This is a genomic window from Selenomonas sp. oral taxon 149 str. 67H29BP (assembly GCF_000146365.1).
Taxonomy (GTDB): Bacteria; Bacillota; Negativicutes; order Selenomonadales; family Selenomonadaceae; genus Centipeda; species Centipeda felix.
On sequence record NZ_GL397087.1, the window covers coordinates 2212634 to 2229015 of the forward strand.

Sequence of the window (16382 nt, forward strand, 5' to 3'; positions counted from 1 at the left end):
GGAAATCCATGCGGAAAAAACTGAAGATCCTATTGGTGCTGATCTTAATCCTCGTGCTGATTGTAGGCGGATTTGCTCTCGGCGTCTATCTCCGTCTCTTTGATACGAAGGAGCTCAACGAGGAGTATAAACTCCATGAGCTGCCTGTGGTCGGTGAGTACTTTGTGCCGCCGGCGGAGAGCGAGGAAGAGAGTTCGCAGTCCTCGTCCGCATCGTCTTCGACGACGAGCACGGCAACGAAGCAAAAGAAGGTACCGGAGAGCGTCAAGATCACCAAAGAGGAAATCGAAAAGCAGCAGAAGGAACGCGAGACGGCAGAGAAGAAGCGAATCACGAAGCTCGCACGCCTCTACAACGATATGAAACCGGCGGATGCTGCCAAGGTCATGGAGTCGCTCGACATCAATCTCTGCATTGCCATTCTCCAGCGTATGGACGAAGGAAATGCGGCGAAGGTGCTGACGGAGTTCGAGCCTGACCGTGCGGCGCAGATCACACAGATCATGTATGAGGGCGCACCGCGCCGTGCGACGACACGCCGCAATGCTCCTGTGCCGGGTGAGGCAGAGGAAAGTGCTGTCCCCGGAGAAGCGCAGAGCGCACCGCCAGAACAATAATACACTGATGAAGATGCAGTGCTGAGTGAATCGACACTGCCGCAGAGGGTCAATGGGAGAGCCTGTGAAGCTGCTGGAAGGAATCGCTGAATCGAGCGGTGCTGCCCAAGCTCTTCGCAGGCTTTTTGGAAGTCTGTCCGTGGGGATGGTCAAACTTCCGTTAGGGGGTATACTCTTGCGCCGCATATTTTTACTGGCTGCCGCACTTCTCATCGGGATGCTTAGCGTCCTCCTTCCCGCAGGGACGGCAGATGCCGCGTTCAGCGACCGGACGAAGGATATGGCAAAGATCACGGGCATCCGCATTGGACGCACCGAGGGAAATGTCCGCATCGTGGTGGATTCCGATCATTCCGTCACCTATCGGCAGTTCGTCCTTGCGAACCCGACACGTGTCGTACTGGACGTTCAAAACGCGTGGATCATGCCGGAGGCAAAGAAAAACGTTCAGGTGGATTCGCCCCTCGTTTCGGGGGTCCGTGCTGCACAGTTCGATGAGAAAACGGTGCGCATCGTGGTGGATACGACCGTTGGGAAGGACGGCTGGAAGGTATTCTCCCTCGATGGCGGAAAGCCGCGCATCGTTATGGACTTCGGCCGTACGCCGAAGAGCACGGCAGGGACGAAGGCACCACCTGCAAAGCCCGCTCCAGCGCAGCAGCCGACCAAACCGGTGAAGCCAGCACCGCCCAAGACGACACCTCCCTCAGATCAACGGGATGGCGACCATACGGGCGACGATATCGGCAGCGATATCTCCGACCTCATCGGACTCAAGGGGAAGAAGATTGCCATTGACCCCGGTCATGGGGGCAGCGACTCGGGCGCGATTGGTCCGACGGGGGTCATGGAGAAGAATGTGACGATGCGTGTCAGCCGCGAGCTGAAGCGTCTTCTTGAGGCAGAGGGCGCGACGGTCGTGCTCACGCGTACGACGGATACGGAGGTCTCTGACAAGGGGGCAAATGCCACGGCAGTCGAGGAACTGGAGGCGCGCTGCGAGATCGCAAATCGCGCGAATGCGGATATCTTCCTTTCGATTCATGCCGATGCGTTTACCAATCGCGAGGTCAAGGGGACGACCGCGTACTACTATGCAAAGGCATCGGAGAAATCCAAACGCCTTGCCGACTGCGTGCGTCTGGCGCTCATCGACGCCATCGGGACACTCGACCGCGGCACGCAGACCTGCAATTTCTACGTTGTGAAGCATACGGATATGCCCGCCACACTCGTGGAGATCTCCTTCATCTCGAACGCAGATGAGGAGCGGATGATGAACAGTGAGGAGGGCGTCAAAAATATCGCGCGCGGCATTGCGGACGGGATTGCAGACTATTTTGGATGATTGACGAGAGGGGAGGGAGACCTTGAAGGAGGTTCACGGCTATCCGGCACGTGCACGGCAGTTCTTTATCGTGCTCTTTCCCATACTGGTCACGCAGATTTCCCTCATGGCACCGGGATTCTTCAATACGGTCATGGCGGGACACATCAGCAAGGAGGATCTCGCGGGTGTTGCCGTCGGCGCAAGCATCTTCTTCCCCGTATTCGGTGCATTCATCGGACTGATTTCGGGACTCACTCCTATCATTGCACAGCACTACGGGGCAGGGCACACGCGTGAGATTCGGAGCGTCGTTCAGCAGAGCTTCTGCTGGGCGACGCTCCTTGCTGTACTGCTCTATGCAATCGGCGCACTCACCGTTCCTCATCTCGTGCACGCACTCGCGCTCGAGCCCGTGGTGGAGGGGATCACCCTGCGCTATCTCTCCTACATTGGTTGGGGGGTCATCCCCATTGCCGTGGCGAGCGTCCTGCGCAACCTCATCGATGCGCATGGGCGGACGCGATTAACCATGCTCATCACCATGACGACCGTGCCGCTCAACATCGTACTCAACTACGTCTTTATGTACGGCGCGTGCGGCGTTCCTGCCTTCGGCGGAGCAGGTGCAGGACTGGGGGCGGCGCTCAGCTACTGTGTCAATCTCATCCTCAACATCGTCGTCACGCTGCGTATGGCGCAGTTCCGCCGCTATCGCGTCTTTTCGCATCTGCCGCGCCCTGCACTCGGAACATGGCGGGCACTGCTTGCCATCTGCGTCCCCATCGGGCTGACGGTATTTTGTGAGCAGAGCATCTTCGGCGCGGTCGGCCTTTTGATGGCGGCGTACGGGACGACGGTGCTTGCGGCGCATCAGGCGGCGATGAATTTCACCACCATCGTCTACATGCTGCCGCTCTCCGTCTCCATGGCGATTACGATTCTCGTCGGCTATGAGATCGGCGGCGGCCGCGAGAGCGGTGCGCGCGCCTACATCCGCCTCAGCCGCGTACTCACGCTGCTCTTCGTCGGTGTCGTTGCACTCGTCCTCGCAGCCATGCGCGATACGGTCGCCGCGCTCTACACGACGGATCCCGCCGTACAGGAGCTGCTGCAGGTGTTTCTTCTCTACGCGCTCCTCATGCAGTTCAGCGACTGTGTCAATGCGCCGCTGCAGGGGGCGCTGCGCGGGTACAAGGACGTGACGGTGACGTTCTGGCTCGCCATTCTGTCCTTCTGGGGGATCGGACTGCCGAGTGGGTATCTGCTCGCGCTGTATACCAATCTCGGTCCGTATGGCTACTGGGCGGGGCTGATCGGCGGGATCGTCGTCGGCGCGGTGCTCCTCATGATCCGCCTGCGCATCATCGAGCAGCGGATGCGCAGAATGATGCAGGCCGAGCAGTCATAAAGGCTGTGCTCTGTGAAAAAATCCTATTGAATTTACCCTGAAATATGGTATGATAATGCAAATGGAACGGAGGATTCGGTGTATAATCTCTTCGTAGGATTGATGTGACATAGCTGTATGATTTTTTTCACTTTATGAGAAGGGGATTTGTCATGGCAGATCAGAAGCATGTTGTCATCGTTGGTGCGGGGTTTGGCGGAGTGCACCTTGCCAAGGAGCTGGCACAGGAGAACGTGCGCATTACGCTCGTTGACCGTCACAACTACCATCTGTTTCAGCCGCTGCTCTATCAGGTGAGTACAGCGGTGCTCTCTGCATCTGAGATTGCCTATCCGACGCGTGCGTTTTTCCGGAACAACAACAATGTTAATTTCTTTATGGCAAAAGCGACGGGTGTCGATCAGGGGCGGCGCGTGCTGCTGACGGATCACGGCGAGATCTCTTACGATTATCTCGTCCTTGCGGCGGGCGGCACGACGAACTTCTTCGGGAATGAGAGCGTTGCGCGCAACTCCTACGGCATGAAAACGCTGCAGGAGGCGATTGCCCTGCGCGGACACATTGTGCATGAGTTCGAGCGTGCCTCGAAGAAGACCGATCCCTCTCATACGGAAGAGCGCCTTCGCCACCTCAACTTCGTCATCGTCGGCGGCGGTGCGACGGGCATCGAGATGGCAGGTGCGATTATGGAGCTCATCGGCGTATTCAAGAAAGAGTTCCATAACATTGATTTCTCCGAGGTGCACGTTACGCTGCTTGAAGCGATGGGCTCCGTCCTGCCGATGGTGCCGCCCGATCTGCAGCAGCACACCATCGACGTCCTGCGCAAGAAGGGCGTTGATGTCCGTCTCAACACAGCGGTGACGGCGTATGACGGCAACGATCTCGTCCTCAAGGATGGAGAGATCATTTCGACGAAGACCGTGATCTGGGCGGCAGGCGTGCGTGCGCAGGACTTCATCAAGGACTGCGGCGGCGAGGTTGACCGCGCGGGGCGCATCATTGTCGAGGAGAACCTTCTCGTAAAGGGCAGCGACTGTGTCTTCGCGATCGGCGACTGCGCGAACTTCCAGCACGGAACGGAGCGTCCGCTCCCGACAGTCGCCCCCGTGGCGACGCAGGAGGCAATGCAGGTCAAGGCGAACATCATGGCACTCATCAGTGGGAAGATGCCCGACCAGCTCGGCAAGTTCGTCTATCACGATCTCGGCGCGATGGCGACCATCGGCAGGGGCGAGGCGGTCATGAACGGACCAATGCCCGTACTTGGATTCAATCTCAAGGCAAGCGGCTTCTTTGCGTGGTTTGCGTGGATGCTTGTCCATCTCATCCGACTTGCTGGAAAATATGCAGACTTTACCGTTTCTATCAAGTGGATCTGGAACTTCTTTTTCGGCACGCGTCTTGCCCGCATCATTCACAGCAAGCTGGAGTAGGACTTGCGCATATTAATATTTTATGCTATACTTGCGCGGTAATGAACGCAGGGCGTTTGTTTCCATACGTAAGAAATCACGGATCCGTAAAGCCGCTCAAATGGGCTTCGTATGGGTTTGTGCTTCCTTCACCCGTTCTCGGCGAGACAGTCGAGTTCAACCAAGCGCACATAAGGGTGCTTGTATCCGGCAAAAGAAACGAGGTGTATTAACATGAAAGAAGGCATTCATCCCGAGTACTTCGAGGCGACGGTGACGTGTGGCTGCGGCAATACGTTCACGACCGGTTCGACGAAGAAGGATCTGCGTATCGATGTCTGCTCGAAGTGCCATCCGTTCTTCACGGGGCGTCAGCGTGACGTTCAGGCGGGCGGACGCATCGAGAAGTTCCAGAAGCGCTATGCAAAGAAATAGTGACGGCGGTGAGGTGCACTGCACCTTGCCTCTTCACTGCACGAAAACTAGGAGGAGGCCATTGTACGAGAGATCGTGCAATGGTCTTTTTTATGTGACAAAGGAAAACTATGCCAAAGAAAATGACAGATCTTGCCGTCGGGGGTCAGGCGGTCATTGAGGGGGTAATGATGCGCAATGCATCAAAGACAGCGACCGCCGTGCGCCTGCCAAGCGGTGACATCGATGTCGAGACACGTACCGTTTCCTCTATCCGCGAGCGTTATCCCATCCTCAACCTGCCGCTCGTGCGCGGCTCGGTCATCATGGTGGAGTCGCTCATCATCGGGATGCGCGCACTCTCCTTTTCAGCACAGGCGGCGGGTGAGGAGAACGAGCAGATGACGAAGAAGGAAATCGCGATGACAGTCCTCTTTGCCCTCGTCCTTGCGAGCATCCTCTTTATCGTTATCCCGACCGGAGCGGCACACCTCGCGGCAGCATATACGGATGATCCCATCGTATTCAACCTCATTGAGGGAGGTATCCGCCTTCTGGTGTTCCTCCTCTATATCTGGGGGATTTCCTTTATGGGCGGCATTCGCCGCGTGTTCCAATACCACGGTGCGGAGCACAAGACGATCCACTGCTACGAGGCAGGAGAGGCACTGACCGTGGAGAACGTGCAGAAATTTCCGCGTCTGCATCCGCGCTGCGGAACAAACTTTCTGCTCATCGTCATGGTGGTCGCCATCGTCTTTCACGTTTTCTTCGGCTGGCCTGATCTCTGGCTGCGTATCCTGAGCCGCCTTGCGATCCTGCCTGTCGTGGCGGGTGCCTCCTACGAGATCATCCGCTTTGCAGGACGCAGTGAGAATCGCCTTGTGCACATCCTCATCACGCCCGGACTGTGGCTGCAGTACTTGACGACGCGCCCGCCCGCCGATGAGATGGTCGAGGTGGCGATCGAGTCGCTGAAGGCTGTGCTGCCGGCAGAGGATATCCCCGCGGGCAGCGGAAATTATCGGAATGAGCATAAGGAGACAACGTGCTAAGCAAACTTGCTGCAGTAGAAGATAAATACCGTGAGCTTGAGACACTGCTGAGCGATCCGTCCGTGATGGCGGATATGGCGGTGTGGCAGCGTTACACACGCGAGCACGCGGCGCTTACGCCGATCGTCGAGGCGTACCAATCCTACCGACGGGCGCTGGCCACCATTGATGAGGATAAGGAGATGCTCGCCGAGGCCGATGCCGAGATGAAGGCGATGCTCACGGAGGAGATCGCAGAGGCGGAGGCAGAGCGCGATCGTCTCGCCGCCGAGCTGCCGATTCTCCTCCTGCCGCGCGACCCGAACGACGATAAGAATGTCATCGTCGAGATTCGCGGCGGCGTGGGCGGCGAGGAGGCGGCGCTCTTTGCCGCGAGCCTCTTTCGCATGTATGCACGCTATGCCGAGCGACAGGGATGGCGTACCGAGGTGCTCAGCAGCAATCCGACGGAGATCGGCGGATTCAAGGAGATCACCTTTCTCGTCAGCGGTGCCGGCGCATACAGCAAACTCAAGTATGAGAGCGGGACGCATCGCGTCCAGCGCATTCCTGTCACGGAGTCCGGCGGGCGCATCCACACCTCGGCGGTGACCGTCGCCGTCCTGCCCGAGGCAGAGGAGGTCGAGGTGACCATCGATCCGAACGATCTGCGCATCGACACCTACTGTGCGTCGGGTGCGGGCGGGCAGTATGTCAACCGTACGGAGACGGCGATCCGCATCACGCATATCCCGACGGGTATCGTCGTTCAGTGTCAGGACGAGAAATCCCAGCTGAAAAATCGCGAGAAGGCGATGAAGGTACTGCGGGCGCGTCTCTACGACCGTGCACAGCAGGAGCAGGCAGATGCCGTTGCGGCCGACCGCCGCAGCCAGGTGGGCTCGGGCGACCGCAGCGAACGCATCCGCACCTACAATTTCCCGCAGGGACGCGTGACCGATCACCGTATCGGACTGACGCTCTATAAAATTGATGCAGTGATGGACGGCGAGCTGGATGAGCTGCTGGCGGGGCTGATTACGGCCGATCAGGCAGAACGTCTGAAACAGGCGAACTGATGGCGCAGCGTGTATGGACAATACAGGAACTGCTGACGTGGACAACGGATTTTTTCCGCACGCGCGGCATAGAGACATCGCGCCTCGATGCCGAGGTGCTGCTCGCTGCCGTGCTCGGTCGGGATCGCATGTATCTCTATGTGCATTTTGACGAGCCGCTCGAGCCTGCGGAACTGGCGACATTTCGCAGCTATGTGAAGGAGCGCGGGGCGCACGTGCCGATTGCCTACATATTGGGCAGACGCGAGTTCATGGGGCTGGCCTTCCGCGTCACGCGCGATACGCTCATCCCGCGTCCCGATACGGAGATTCTGGCGCAGTTCGCCGTGGATACCCTGCGTGCACGAGCAGAGGCAGGGGCGGGGGAGCTGCGCTTTGCCGATATCGGCACGGGGACGGGGGCAATCGCGCTCTCCGTCCTGCACCATACGGAGGGGACGCGCGCAGATGCCGTGGACATCTCTCCCGCTGCCGCGGCAGTTGCCGCAGAGAACGCGGCAACGTTGGGACTGACGGAGCGCATCGAGGTACTGACGGGTGACCTCACGGCGCCGCTCTTCGGACGCAGCTATGCTATGATCCTGTCCAATCCGCCGTATATCCCATCTGCTGATGTAAAAACCCTGATGGAGGATGTGCAGGCGTATGAGCCGCATCTCGCACTTGACGGTGGAGCAGACGGGCTCGCCGTCTATCGTTGCCTCCTGCGGGATGCGCCTGACCTCCTGACGGAGGGCGGCGTCCTCGCCGTTGAGGTGGGCGTACATGAGGCAACGGACGTTGCGGCACTCATGGCGGCGCATCCGCGCATCGTGCGGACAAAGACACTCCGCGATCTGGCGGGGATTGAGCGCGTGGTCGTTGGAGAGACCATTTGATTCTGTCGATAGCGGAGGATTCGCCGGTAGGCAGTATATGATCTGTTGAAGGAGGGAAAACGTGAAGACGGAGATTCTTCGCCCCACATCCACGGAGCATTTTGCGCGTGCTGCAGCGTTGATCCGCGACGGACAGCTGGTCGCATTCCCCACGGAGACGGTCTATGGACTCGGCGCCAATGGGCTCGATGCAGCGGCGTGTGCGCGGATCTACGAGGCGAAGGGACGTCCCTCCGATAATCCGCTCATCCTCCATATCGCCGATCTCTCCATGCTGCACGAGGCGGCAGAGGATGTGCCGCCCGCCGCCGCACATTTGCTTACGGCATTCGCGCCGGGCCCCATCACCGTCATTGTGCCGAAAGCCGCACATATTCCGCCGCTGGTCACGGGCGGGCTGGCAACGGTCGGCGTGCGTTGTCCTGCGCATGATGTGGCACGTCGACTCATCCGCGCGGCGGGGATGCCGATTGCTGCACCCTCGGCGAACATCTCGGGGCGTCCGAGCCCGACGACGGCAGCGATGACGGCGGCAGATATGATGGGGCGGATTCCGCTCATCCTCGATGGCGGCAGCTGTTCTTGGGGGGTAGAGTCCACCATTGTCGACTGCACGGAGGAGGGCTGCATCACCATCCTCCGCCCCGGTGCGGTGACCCCTGAGATGATCTCCGCCGAGCTGCCGCATCTCACCGTCCGCATGGATGCGGCCCTCGTTTCGGCGGATACCGCGCCGCGTGCCCCCGGCATGAAGTACACACACTACGCGCCGCGCGTGCCGCTCACGGTCTTTGCAGGGGCGGGGACGGATGTCGTCAGGGCACTGCGGATAGAGATCGAGCGCCGTATGGCGGCAGGCGAGCGGCCTGCGCTGATCGCCAGCAACGATACCATCATGGCCCTCAGTGGACTCCTGCCTGCGGCGTATACCTACAACTGCGGCGCGCGCGGCAATCAGAGTACGCTTGCCGCCTGTCTCTACGATGCACTGCGCCATTTTGACGATACGGATGTCACCTCGCTTCTGGCGGAGGGGGCAGGTTCGGTCGGACTCGGGATTGCGATCATGAACCGTCTGCGTAAGGCGAGCGGGGGCAACATCATCTATGTTTGAACAGGAAGTCGCTGAATAAAGGAATCGCTGATAAAATGAAGTCCGTCAGATTGGCGTAGATTTTTTCGTCCGAACAAGGAGGAAAACCGGACGCATAGCCAAAGCTATGTGGAGGATTTTCCGACGAAGTGCGGGCAAAAAAGATGCGCTAAGATGGCGGTGCTGAATTTATCAGTGCTTCCTAAAGAAAGTGCCGCCATTGCAGCGCAGGCGGCAGAGAAATGAAAGAACCGACAGCCGCTCTGTTTCGAGCAAGCTGCCGGTCATTTGGCAATCATAAATGTGTTTCCACGTCCTTATTCAGTTGTGTTTGCTTTTTGCCGCACAGATCACCGCGTGTGTCTGCACAGCCACATATTGTACGTTCAGCTGAAACCGTTTTGGAGATCTCTGTATCATCCAAGTTGCGCGCGTGGTTTTCGAAAAATGAATCGTACAGTAACACGAGTGTCGTCTGCTCACACTACCCGAGGACGACCGGGCCTAGACGGTTCTCATGAGATGATGCCAACGGAGCACCTGTCGATGCAGGCTCAGTTCTTCTTCAAAGATGCATACTGCTCAGGAGACGATACCGCCATGCCGAAGAATTTGTGTCAATAGACATTCTCCTTTCCAGCATTTATGACCAAGGAGATATATCTCTTTTCTGAATTTATCATATCATAAATAAACTGGAAATGCAATAGATTTTTACAAGGAAAACAATGCGGAAAGGTCTGAATTGATGTATAATTCATGTAGATAGAATTGCTCAGTGGGCTCTTTGTGATGGAGGGGATGCAATTGCTTTCTGCACTTCTCGATTTCCTCTTCCCGCCGCGCTGTCCCTCCTGCCACGCCTGTGTAGAGCGGCAGGGATTCTGCCCGGCGTGTGCGCGGCAGCTCATCGGCATGCGCCGCATGATGGAGATGGGCGCGATGGCGGAAGATCTGACGGGCGTCTGGGTCTTGGCACACTATCGTGACGGTATCCGTGATCTTTTGCGCGCGCTGAAATATCACCGAAAGATGGCAGTGCTTGACAATCTGCGTACGATTCTCGCTGCGGGGGAGGAGGTACTGGAGGAGCTGCCGCCGTCCCTTATCGCCGTTCCCGTCCCACTTGCACCACAGCGGCAGAAAGAGCGCGGCTTTAACCAGACAGAGGAGATCTTTGCTCCGTGGTTTGCGTCGTATGGCATCCCTTTTGAACCTATTCTTGTCCGCACGCGTGAGACGATGCCGCTCTATGAGATGACACGTACGGAGCGGCGACAGGAACTGCGCAGCGCGTTCGCCCTCGTACATGGCGCAGATGTGCAGGGGAAGGATCTCCTGCTCGTGGATGATATCATGACGACGGGGGCAACGCTGACGGAGTGTGCGCACGTTCTGCGGCACGGCGGAGCACGGCGTGTCTATGCAATTGCACTCGCGGGGGAACATCGCTGAGTCCTTCCTTGTCAAATGGACAGAAATGCTCTATAATTCACTCTATGATAAAGGGGGAGTTACTTTGGTGATGAATGGAGCGCGGGCTCTCTTGGAGAGCCTTAGGCAGGAGGGTGTGGAGGTCGTTTTTGGCTATCCCGGCGGCGCCGTCCTCACGCTGTACGATGAAGTATATAAGATGAAATTTCCGCATATCCTTACGCGCCATGAGCAGGGAGCTGCACATGCGGCAGACGGCTACGCGCGCGCCTCGGGCAAGGTTGGCGTGGTCTTTGCGACCTCGGGACCGGGTGCGACGAACCTCGTGACGGGGATTGCAACGGCGAATATGGACTCCGTTCCGATGGTCTGCATCACGGGACAGGTTGCCAATCCCTATATCGGCAAGGACTCCTTTCAGGAGGCGGACATCGTCGGCGTCACGACGCCGATCACGAAACACAACTACCTCGTCAAGGACGTGCACGATCTGCCGCGCGTGGTCAAGGAGGCCTTTTTCATTGCACGGACGGGGCGTCCCGGTGTCGTCGTCATCGACGTGGCAAAGGACGTATTTGATGCGAAGATCGACTTTGCCCCTCCTGCTGACGCTGCACTGCGCGGATACAGCGGCAGTGTACCGCTGGATGTCGATGCCGTATGCGCTGCAGCGGACGCCCTCCGCACGGCAGAGCGGCCGCTGCTCTTTGTCGGCGGCGGCGTCATCCTCTCGGATACATCTGCGTACGTGCGGGAGCTCCTCACGCTGACGGGGATGCCTGCCGTCTCGACATTGATGGGGCTCGGCGGCGTTCCCGCCGATACGCCGGGCTATACGGGGATGGCGGGGATGCATGGCACCTATGCCTCCAATATGGCGATCCAGGACTGTGATCTGCTGCTCGCCGTCGGCACGCGCTTCAGCGACCGCGTGACGGGCGCAGCGGCAGAGTTTGCCCCGAAGGCACGCATTGTCCACTTTGACATTGACCCCGCCGAGTTCAACAAGAACGTGCGCGCCGACATCCCTGTCCTCGGAGATCTGCGCGAGAGTCTGCCCGCCTTCCTCGATGCCCTGCGTCCTGCGGCGGCAGATGTGGCATCCCGTATGCCGGCGTGGCAGGCGAGTGTCCGCACCATGGAGGAAAAGCATCCGCTCGGATGGAAGGAGTGTGAGGCGATCCGCCCCGAGGAACTCCTGCACCGCGTGCGCGAAATCGTCGGCCCCGATACCATCTGCGTCACGGATGTGGGGCAGCATCAGATGTGGGCAGCACAGTACTATGCGTGTACGGAGCCGCGCCGCTTCCTCACCTCGGGCGGACTCGGCACGATGGGCTACGGGCTTCCTGCGGCGATCGGGGCAAAGCTCGCGCGTCCCGACAAGGAAGTTGTGCTGATTACGGGCGACGGCAGCATCATGATGAACTGCCAAGAGTTTGCGACCATCGCGGACAACGATATTGATGTGAAGGTTGTCATCGTACATAACTCCATCCTCGGCATGGTTGGTCAGTGGCAGCGTCTGTTCTACAATCATCATTACTCCGCATCGGAGCTCAAGGGCAAGACGGACTTCGTCAAGCTTGCTGCGGCGATGGGCGTCGCGGGATGTCGCATCGAAACGCGGGCGGAGTTCGCAGAAGTTCTGCCGCGCGTGCTCCGCGAAAAAGGAGCGCGTCTCATCGACGTCATCGTGCCCGAGGAGGCGGATGTCGTGCCGATGGTGCCGGGCGGCAAGAGTCTCGATCAGATGGTGTTGGGAGGAAGATAAGATGGACAAATATTTGCTTGCCGTCCTCGTCGACAACAAACCGGGCGTCCTGACCCATATCGCAGGGCTCATCAGCCGCCGTGCCTTCAACATCGAGAGCATCTCTGCCGGCTATACAGAGGAAACCTCGGTCACGCGCATCAATATCGTTGTCTCGGTCGCTTCGGAGAACGAACTGCGGCAGGTCGTGACGCAGCTCTCCAAACTCATCGACGTGGTGAAGATCGTCAACCTCACGCAGTTCGAGTCGATCACGCGTGAACTTGTGCTCATCAAGGTGCACGCAACGAAGGAGAACCGTGCGGAGATCATCGACGTGGTGAACATTTTCCGTGCGCGCATCGTAGATGTCGGCGTGGAGAATGTCGTCATTGAGCTGACGGGCGACGCGAAGAAGATCGATGCCCTCTCGGAGCTGCTGTCCGACTACGGCATCATCGAGATCGCACGAACGGGGGCGATTGCGCTCTCGCGTGGACCTGTGCCCGTCAAGCAGATGTAGTTTTTTTGGTAGGGAAGGAGTGTTTTGACATGAATCTCAGGGCATGGGGGCTTCTGCTCCTGCCTGCTGCATGCCTTTCGCTGGCGGGCTGCGGGCTGCCGGGGGCGAGTTCGGATCGGGTCATCTACGCAAACTACGATGACAGTGACGGATTCTGCGCGCAGATCAAGGACGCGTTTGCCGCAAAGGCAAAGGCGGACGGCATTGAGGTCGAATTCCTCGACGCGAAGAACGACGGCAATATGCAGATCGACCAGCTGAACGAGGCGATTGGCAGCGGTGCGGGGGCGATCATCCTGCTTGCTGCCGATGGTTCCAGCATCGTTAAGACCATTGAAAAGGCAAACGATGCGGGCATTCCCGTCATCACAGTCAACCGCAGCGTTGCGGGCGGACAGGTGCTCCGCGCCTATTCCGACGATGTGGAGGCGGGGCGTATGCAGGGCGAGTACATGGCAGCGCATCTGCCGCCGAACGCGAAGATCGTGTATTTGCAGGGCGATGAGACGCAGAGCAGTGCCGTCGGCCGTTGGGAGGGGTTCAAGGCAGCGTGTCTGGACAAGCGCCCCGACATTCAGCTGCTCTCGTTCGTGGATGCCGGATGGAGCAAGGCCGAGGCCTTGAAGACCATGATGCTCTGGATGAATATGTTCCCCGAGGTCAATGGTGTCGTTGCAGGAAATGATGAGATGGCACTCGGTGCGATTGCCGCACTCAAGGGGGCAAACCGCCTCAGTGGATGCCTTGTCTCTGCGGTCGATGCCACCCCTGCGGGTCTCGCAGCAGTCGAGGCGGGCGAGATGGCGCAGACGGTCAAGCAGGATGCAAAAGCGCAGGGTGAGGGGGCACTCACACTTGCAGAGGGCTTCCTCAAGGGAAATCCGCCGAGTGGGGATCTTGCGATTCCGTTTACGTCCATAACTGCGGACAATCTTGCGCAGGCGAAGTGAGGAGGGGAGTGCCATGAATCTGCCGTTCATCTCTGCGGAGGCAATGAAGGACTATGCCGTGCGGACAAAGGTGTTCATCCTGTCCGTATTCCTCTTGGCAGCCATCCTCGTTGTCGCCGTCGTCGGTATCTACTCGAACGATCAGGCAAAGCAGTCGCTTGACGATATGTATCACCATAATCTCATGTCGACACAGTATCTGAACGATGCCAATACGCGTCTGCGGAAAATCAGCGTCAATGTGCCGTACATCTTACAGGAGGGAATCACAGCGGACAACCGCAAGATTCTCGTGGACGATGTGCTCGGCAATCTGAACGCGCTCCATCACGACATGGAGGAGCTCAAGAAGATCGACACGAGCGAGCGGGCACAGGCGACGATTGCCGAACTGGAAAAAAATCTGACCGTCGCGACGGACAAGGTCGGAGCGGTCAACAACATGGGGACGACCACCGAGGATCGCGTCGCGATCTTTGACAATCTCGCCTCGCTCACCGTCATCTCAAGCAATATGGCGGTGCTCACACCCGATAACGTGTTCCAGGGAAAGCAGCTCTTTGAGGCGAACAATGCGCGCTATGACCGTACGGTCTACAGTTTTGCCATCATCATCGTCATTGCGGTGGCCTTTGGTATTCTTGTGTCGCGCCGCATTGCAGATAACATCTCCGATCCGCTCGCTTCCTCCATCGGACATCTGAGTGCCGTCGCGTCCGGAGACCTCTCGCGTGAGATCCCGCGCGAACTCTCTGACCGTGCGGATGAAATCGGTACGGTGGTCAAGGCACTCGGCAAGATGCAGGGCTTTATGAAGCAGGTGCACGAGGAGGCAGAGCAGACCGATGCGATGGTCGCGGAGCTTGAGGAAATGCTGCATGGGCTCAACAATGACACGCAGGACATGTCTGCCGTGACCGAGGAGATGTCCGCAGGCATGGAGGAGACAGCAGCATCTACATCCAGTGTCCAGCATCTCAGCGGGGAGCTGAACGATGGGATCAAGGGGGCAGCGGACGCAGCACGCGAGAGCGAGGAGTATACGCGCGAGGTTGCACAGCGTGCCGCCGATCTCCAGACGACGATGGAGCAGTCGCGTCTCAATACGCGTCAGATCTACGGCTCGACGAAGGACTCTGTGGCAGAGGCGATCAAGTCCTCGAAGATCGTCGACCAGATCGGACAGCTCACGCTGGAGATCTCCGAGATCGCCGAACAGACGAACCTCCTCGCTCTGAACGCAAGCATCGAGGCAGCGCGTGCAGGTGAGCAGGGACGCGGCTTTGCCGTGGTCGCGGGCGAGGTCGGAAAGCTCGCCGAGCAGTCGCGCGGAACGGCAGAGAAGATCAAGGGCCTCACGGGGCAGGTTACGGGCTCGGTGCAGGCTCTCTCCGACGGTACGCATAGGCTGCTCACCTTCATTGATGAAAACATCCGCGGCGATTATGACCTGATGGACAAAACAGCAGAGCAGTACAAGGCAGATGCGGAGTTCTTCCGCAAAACTGCAGAGGCGACAACGTCGCGGTCACAGGAACTGTTGGGCTCCGTCAGCGAGATGAATGCGGCGATGGAGGGGATTCGCAACGCGACACACGAGGGTGCGGAGGGCAACACGCGCATCGCGGAGAGAGTCGTCTCCATGGCGGCAGAGTACGAGAATATCCTTGCAAAGATCCAGACCTTCAAGGAAGGGACGGCGCGCCTCAAAAACCTCGTGGCGGCGTTCAAGGAGTAACGCTGCTGGGCATACCGCACACTTTTCTCGTTTGTTCCACTAGGGTTCGCTTAGAGGCATTGCCCATTCGCACGAAAAATTTACATGTTATGCAGAGAGCCTTTTATGGCTCTTTGTTGTTTTTTTGACTTTTTTACAAAATACCTATTGACTTTTTGACTAAAAACATTTACTATAGACAACGTAAGTTAGCACTCAGTCAATGAGAGTGCTAACACGACAAAAAGATTTGGGATAAACTAGGAGGAAGATACCATGATTAAGCCATTGGGCGAACGTGTTGTCATTGAAGTCGCAGAGAGCGATGTCACGACGGCGAGCGGCATTGTGCTCCCCGATACGGCAAAGGAAAAGCCGCAGAAGGGCAAGGTCGTTGCGGTCGGTACGGGCAAGCTCCTCGAGAACGGACAGCGTGCAGGCCTTGAGGTCAAGGAAGGCGACAGCGTCGTTTTCTCGAAGTACTCGGGCTCTGAGATCAAGGTTGACGACAAGGACTACCTCATTGTTCGCGAGAGCGACATTCTGGCAATCCTGTAATTAGGGAAGTACTGATAAATTCGGCACTACTATCTTGACGCATCTTTTTCGCCCGCACTTCGGCGGAAAATCCTCCACAGAGCCCCACTCTGCGTCTGGTTTTCCACCTTGTTCGGACAAAAAATCTACGCCAATTTGGCAGACCTCATTTTATCAGTGCTACCTTAGATAGACGAAAC

Annotated in this window: 15 protein-coding genes; all 15 read left to right on the forward strand. The window is 58.1% G+C overall.

The window, feature by feature from the left end; translation table 11 throughout:
* Positions 1 to 8: 8 nt before the first annotated feature.
* The 15 genes from HMPREF9166_RS10440 to groES all read left to right on the forward strand — a co-directional run bounded on the left by HMPREF9166_RS10440 (position 9) and on the right by groES (position 16203).
* Entirely contained in the window at positions 9 to 617 is a 609-nt protein-coding gene (locus HMPREF9166_RS10440) for a MotE family protein (RefSeq protein WP_009753979.1), read from the forward strand.
* Between the two features lie 175 nt (positions 618 to 792).
* Complete coding sequence (locus HMPREF9166_RS10445) at positions 793 to 1965, forward strand: N-acetylmuramoyl-L-alanine amidase (protein WP_039981382.1); 1173 nt, start codon at positions 793 to 795, stop codon at positions 1963 to 1965.
* A 22-nt stretch (positions 1966 to 1987) separates the two neighbouring features.
* Entirely contained in the window at positions 1988 to 3355 is a 1368-nt protein-coding gene (locus tag HMPREF9166_RS10450; protein WP_009753981.1) for an MATE family efflux transporter, read from the forward strand.
* 152 nt (positions 3356 to 3507) lie between these two features.
* Positions 3508 to 4791, forward strand: coding sequence for an NAD(P)/FAD-dependent oxidoreductase (locus HMPREF9166_RS10455; protein ID WP_009753983.1), 1284 nt, complete (start codon positions 3508 to 3510; stop codon positions 4789 to 4791).
* Positions 4792 to 5004: 213 nt separating this feature from the next.
* Positions 5005 to 5205 carry a 50S ribosomal protein L31 gene (gene rpmE / locus HMPREF9166_RS10460; protein ID WP_009753984.1) on the forward strand — a complete coding sequence of 67 codons (201 nt, stop codon included), beginning with the start codon at positions 5005 to 5007 and terminating at the stop codon, positions 5203 to 5205.
* A 110-nt stretch (positions 5206 to 5315) separates the two neighbouring features.
* Positions 5316 to 6239, forward strand: coding sequence for a DUF1385 domain-containing protein (locus HMPREF9166_RS10465; RefSeq protein ID WP_009753985.1), 924 nt, complete (start codon positions 5316 to 5318; stop codon positions 6237 to 6239).
* Positions 6233 to 7297: a peptide chain release factor 1 gene (prfA, locus tag HMPREF9166_RS10470; RefSeq protein WP_009753986.1), complete on the forward strand. Its 1065-nt coding sequence runs from the start codon at positions 6233 to 6235 to the stop codon at positions 7295 to 7297. Before HMPREF9166_RS10465 ends, prfA begins: the two co-directional genes overlap by 7 nt.
* Positions 7297 to 8175: a peptide chain release factor N(5)-glutamine methyltransferase gene (gene prmC / locus HMPREF9166_RS10475; protein ID WP_009753987.1), complete on the forward strand. Its 879-nt coding sequence runs from the start codon at positions 7297 to 7299 to the stop codon at positions 8173 to 8175. The genes prfA and prmC overlap by 1 nt, the downstream gene beginning before the upstream one ends.
* Before the next feature lie 61 nt (positions 8176 to 8236).
* Positions 8237 to 9289 carry an L-threonylcarbamoyladenylate synthase gene (locus HMPREF9166_RS10480; RefSeq protein ID WP_009753988.1) on the forward strand — a complete coding sequence of 351 codons (1053 nt, stop codon included), beginning with the start codon at positions 8237 to 8239 and terminating at the stop codon, positions 9287 to 9289.
* A 786-nt stretch (positions 9290 to 10075) separates the two neighbouring features.
* Positions 10076 to 10723 (forward strand): ComF family protein, encoded by a 648-nt coding sequence (locus HMPREF9166_RS10485; RefSeq protein WP_039981384.1) that lies wholly within the window; start codon positions 10076 to 10078, stop codon positions 10721 to 10723.
* A gap of 70 nt (positions 10724 to 10793) precedes the next feature.
* On the forward strand, positions 10794 to 12476 hold the full coding sequence (gene ilvB / locus HMPREF9166_RS10490) for a biosynthetic-type acetolactate synthase large subunit (protein ID WP_039981741.1): 1683 nt from the start codon (positions 10794 to 10796) through the stop codon (positions 12474 to 12476).
* A gap of 1 nt (position 12477) precedes the next feature.
* Entirely contained in the window at positions 12478 to 12978 is a 501-nt protein-coding gene (gene ilvN / locus HMPREF9166_RS10495) for an acetolactate synthase small subunit (RefSeq protein ID WP_009753991.1), read from the forward strand.
* Between the two features lie 29 nt (positions 12979 to 13007).
* A complete protein-coding gene (locus HMPREF9166_RS10500) occupies positions 13008 to 13928 on the forward strand; it encodes a sugar ABC transporter substrate-binding protein (RefSeq protein ID WP_009753992.1) in 921 nt (306 codons plus the stop codon).
* Positions 13929 to 13941: 13 nt separating this feature from the next.
* Positions 13942 to 15666: a methyl-accepting chemotaxis protein gene (locus tag HMPREF9166_RS10505; RefSeq protein WP_009753993.1), complete on the forward strand. Its 1725-nt coding sequence runs from the start codon at positions 13942 to 13944 to the stop codon at positions 15664 to 15666.
* Positions 15667 to 15921: 255 nt separating this feature from the next.
* Positions 15922 to 16203 carry a co-chaperone GroES gene (gene groES / locus HMPREF9166_RS10510; protein ID WP_009753994.1) on the forward strand — a complete coding sequence of 94 codons (282 nt, stop codon included), beginning with the start codon at positions 15922 to 15924 and terminating at the stop codon, positions 16201 to 16203.
* Positions 16204 to 16382 lie beyond the last annotated feature (179 nt).

Bases quoted from the DNA above. Each gene is read 5' to 3' on its own strand.
- HMPREF9166_RS10440 (WP_009753979.1), top strand. From the start codon at position 9: ATGCGGAAAAAACTGAAGATCCTATTGGTGCTGATCTTAATCCTCGTG.
- HMPREF9166_RS10455 (WP_009753983.1), top strand. From the start codon at position 3,508: ATGGCAGATCAGAAGCATGTTGTCATCGTTGGTGCGGGGTTTGGCGGA.
- rpmE (WP_009753984.1), top strand. From the start codon at position 5,005: ATGAAAGAAGGCATTCATCCCGAGTACTTCGAGGCGACGGTGACGTGT.
- HMPREF9166_RS10465 (WP_009753985.1), top strand. From the start codon at position 5,316: ATGCCAAAGAAAATGACAGATCTTGCCGTCGGGGGTCAGGCGGTCATT.
- prmC (WP_009753987.1), top strand. From the start codon at position 7,297: ATGGCGCAGCGTGTATGGACAATACAGGAACTGCTGACGTGGACAACG.
- ilvB (WP_039981741.1), top strand. From the start codon at position 10,794: ATGAATGGAGCGCGGGCTCTCTTGGAGAGCCTTAGGCAGGAGGGTGTG.
- ilvN (WP_009753991.1), top strand. From the start codon at position 12,478: ATGGACAAATATTTGCTTGCCGTCCTCGTCGACAACAAACCGGGCGTC.
- HMPREF9166_RS10500 (WP_009753992.1), top strand. From the start codon at position 13,008: ATGAATCTCAGGGCATGGGGGCTTCTGCTCCTGCCTGCTGCATGCCTT.
- HMPREF9166_RS10505 (WP_009753993.1), top strand. From the start codon at position 13,942: ATGAATCTGCCGTTCATCTCTGCGGAGGCAATGAAGGACTATGCCGTG.
- groES (WP_009753994.1), top strand. From the start codon at position 15,922: ATGATTAAGCCATTGGGCGAACGTGTTGTCATTGAAGTCGCAGAGAGC.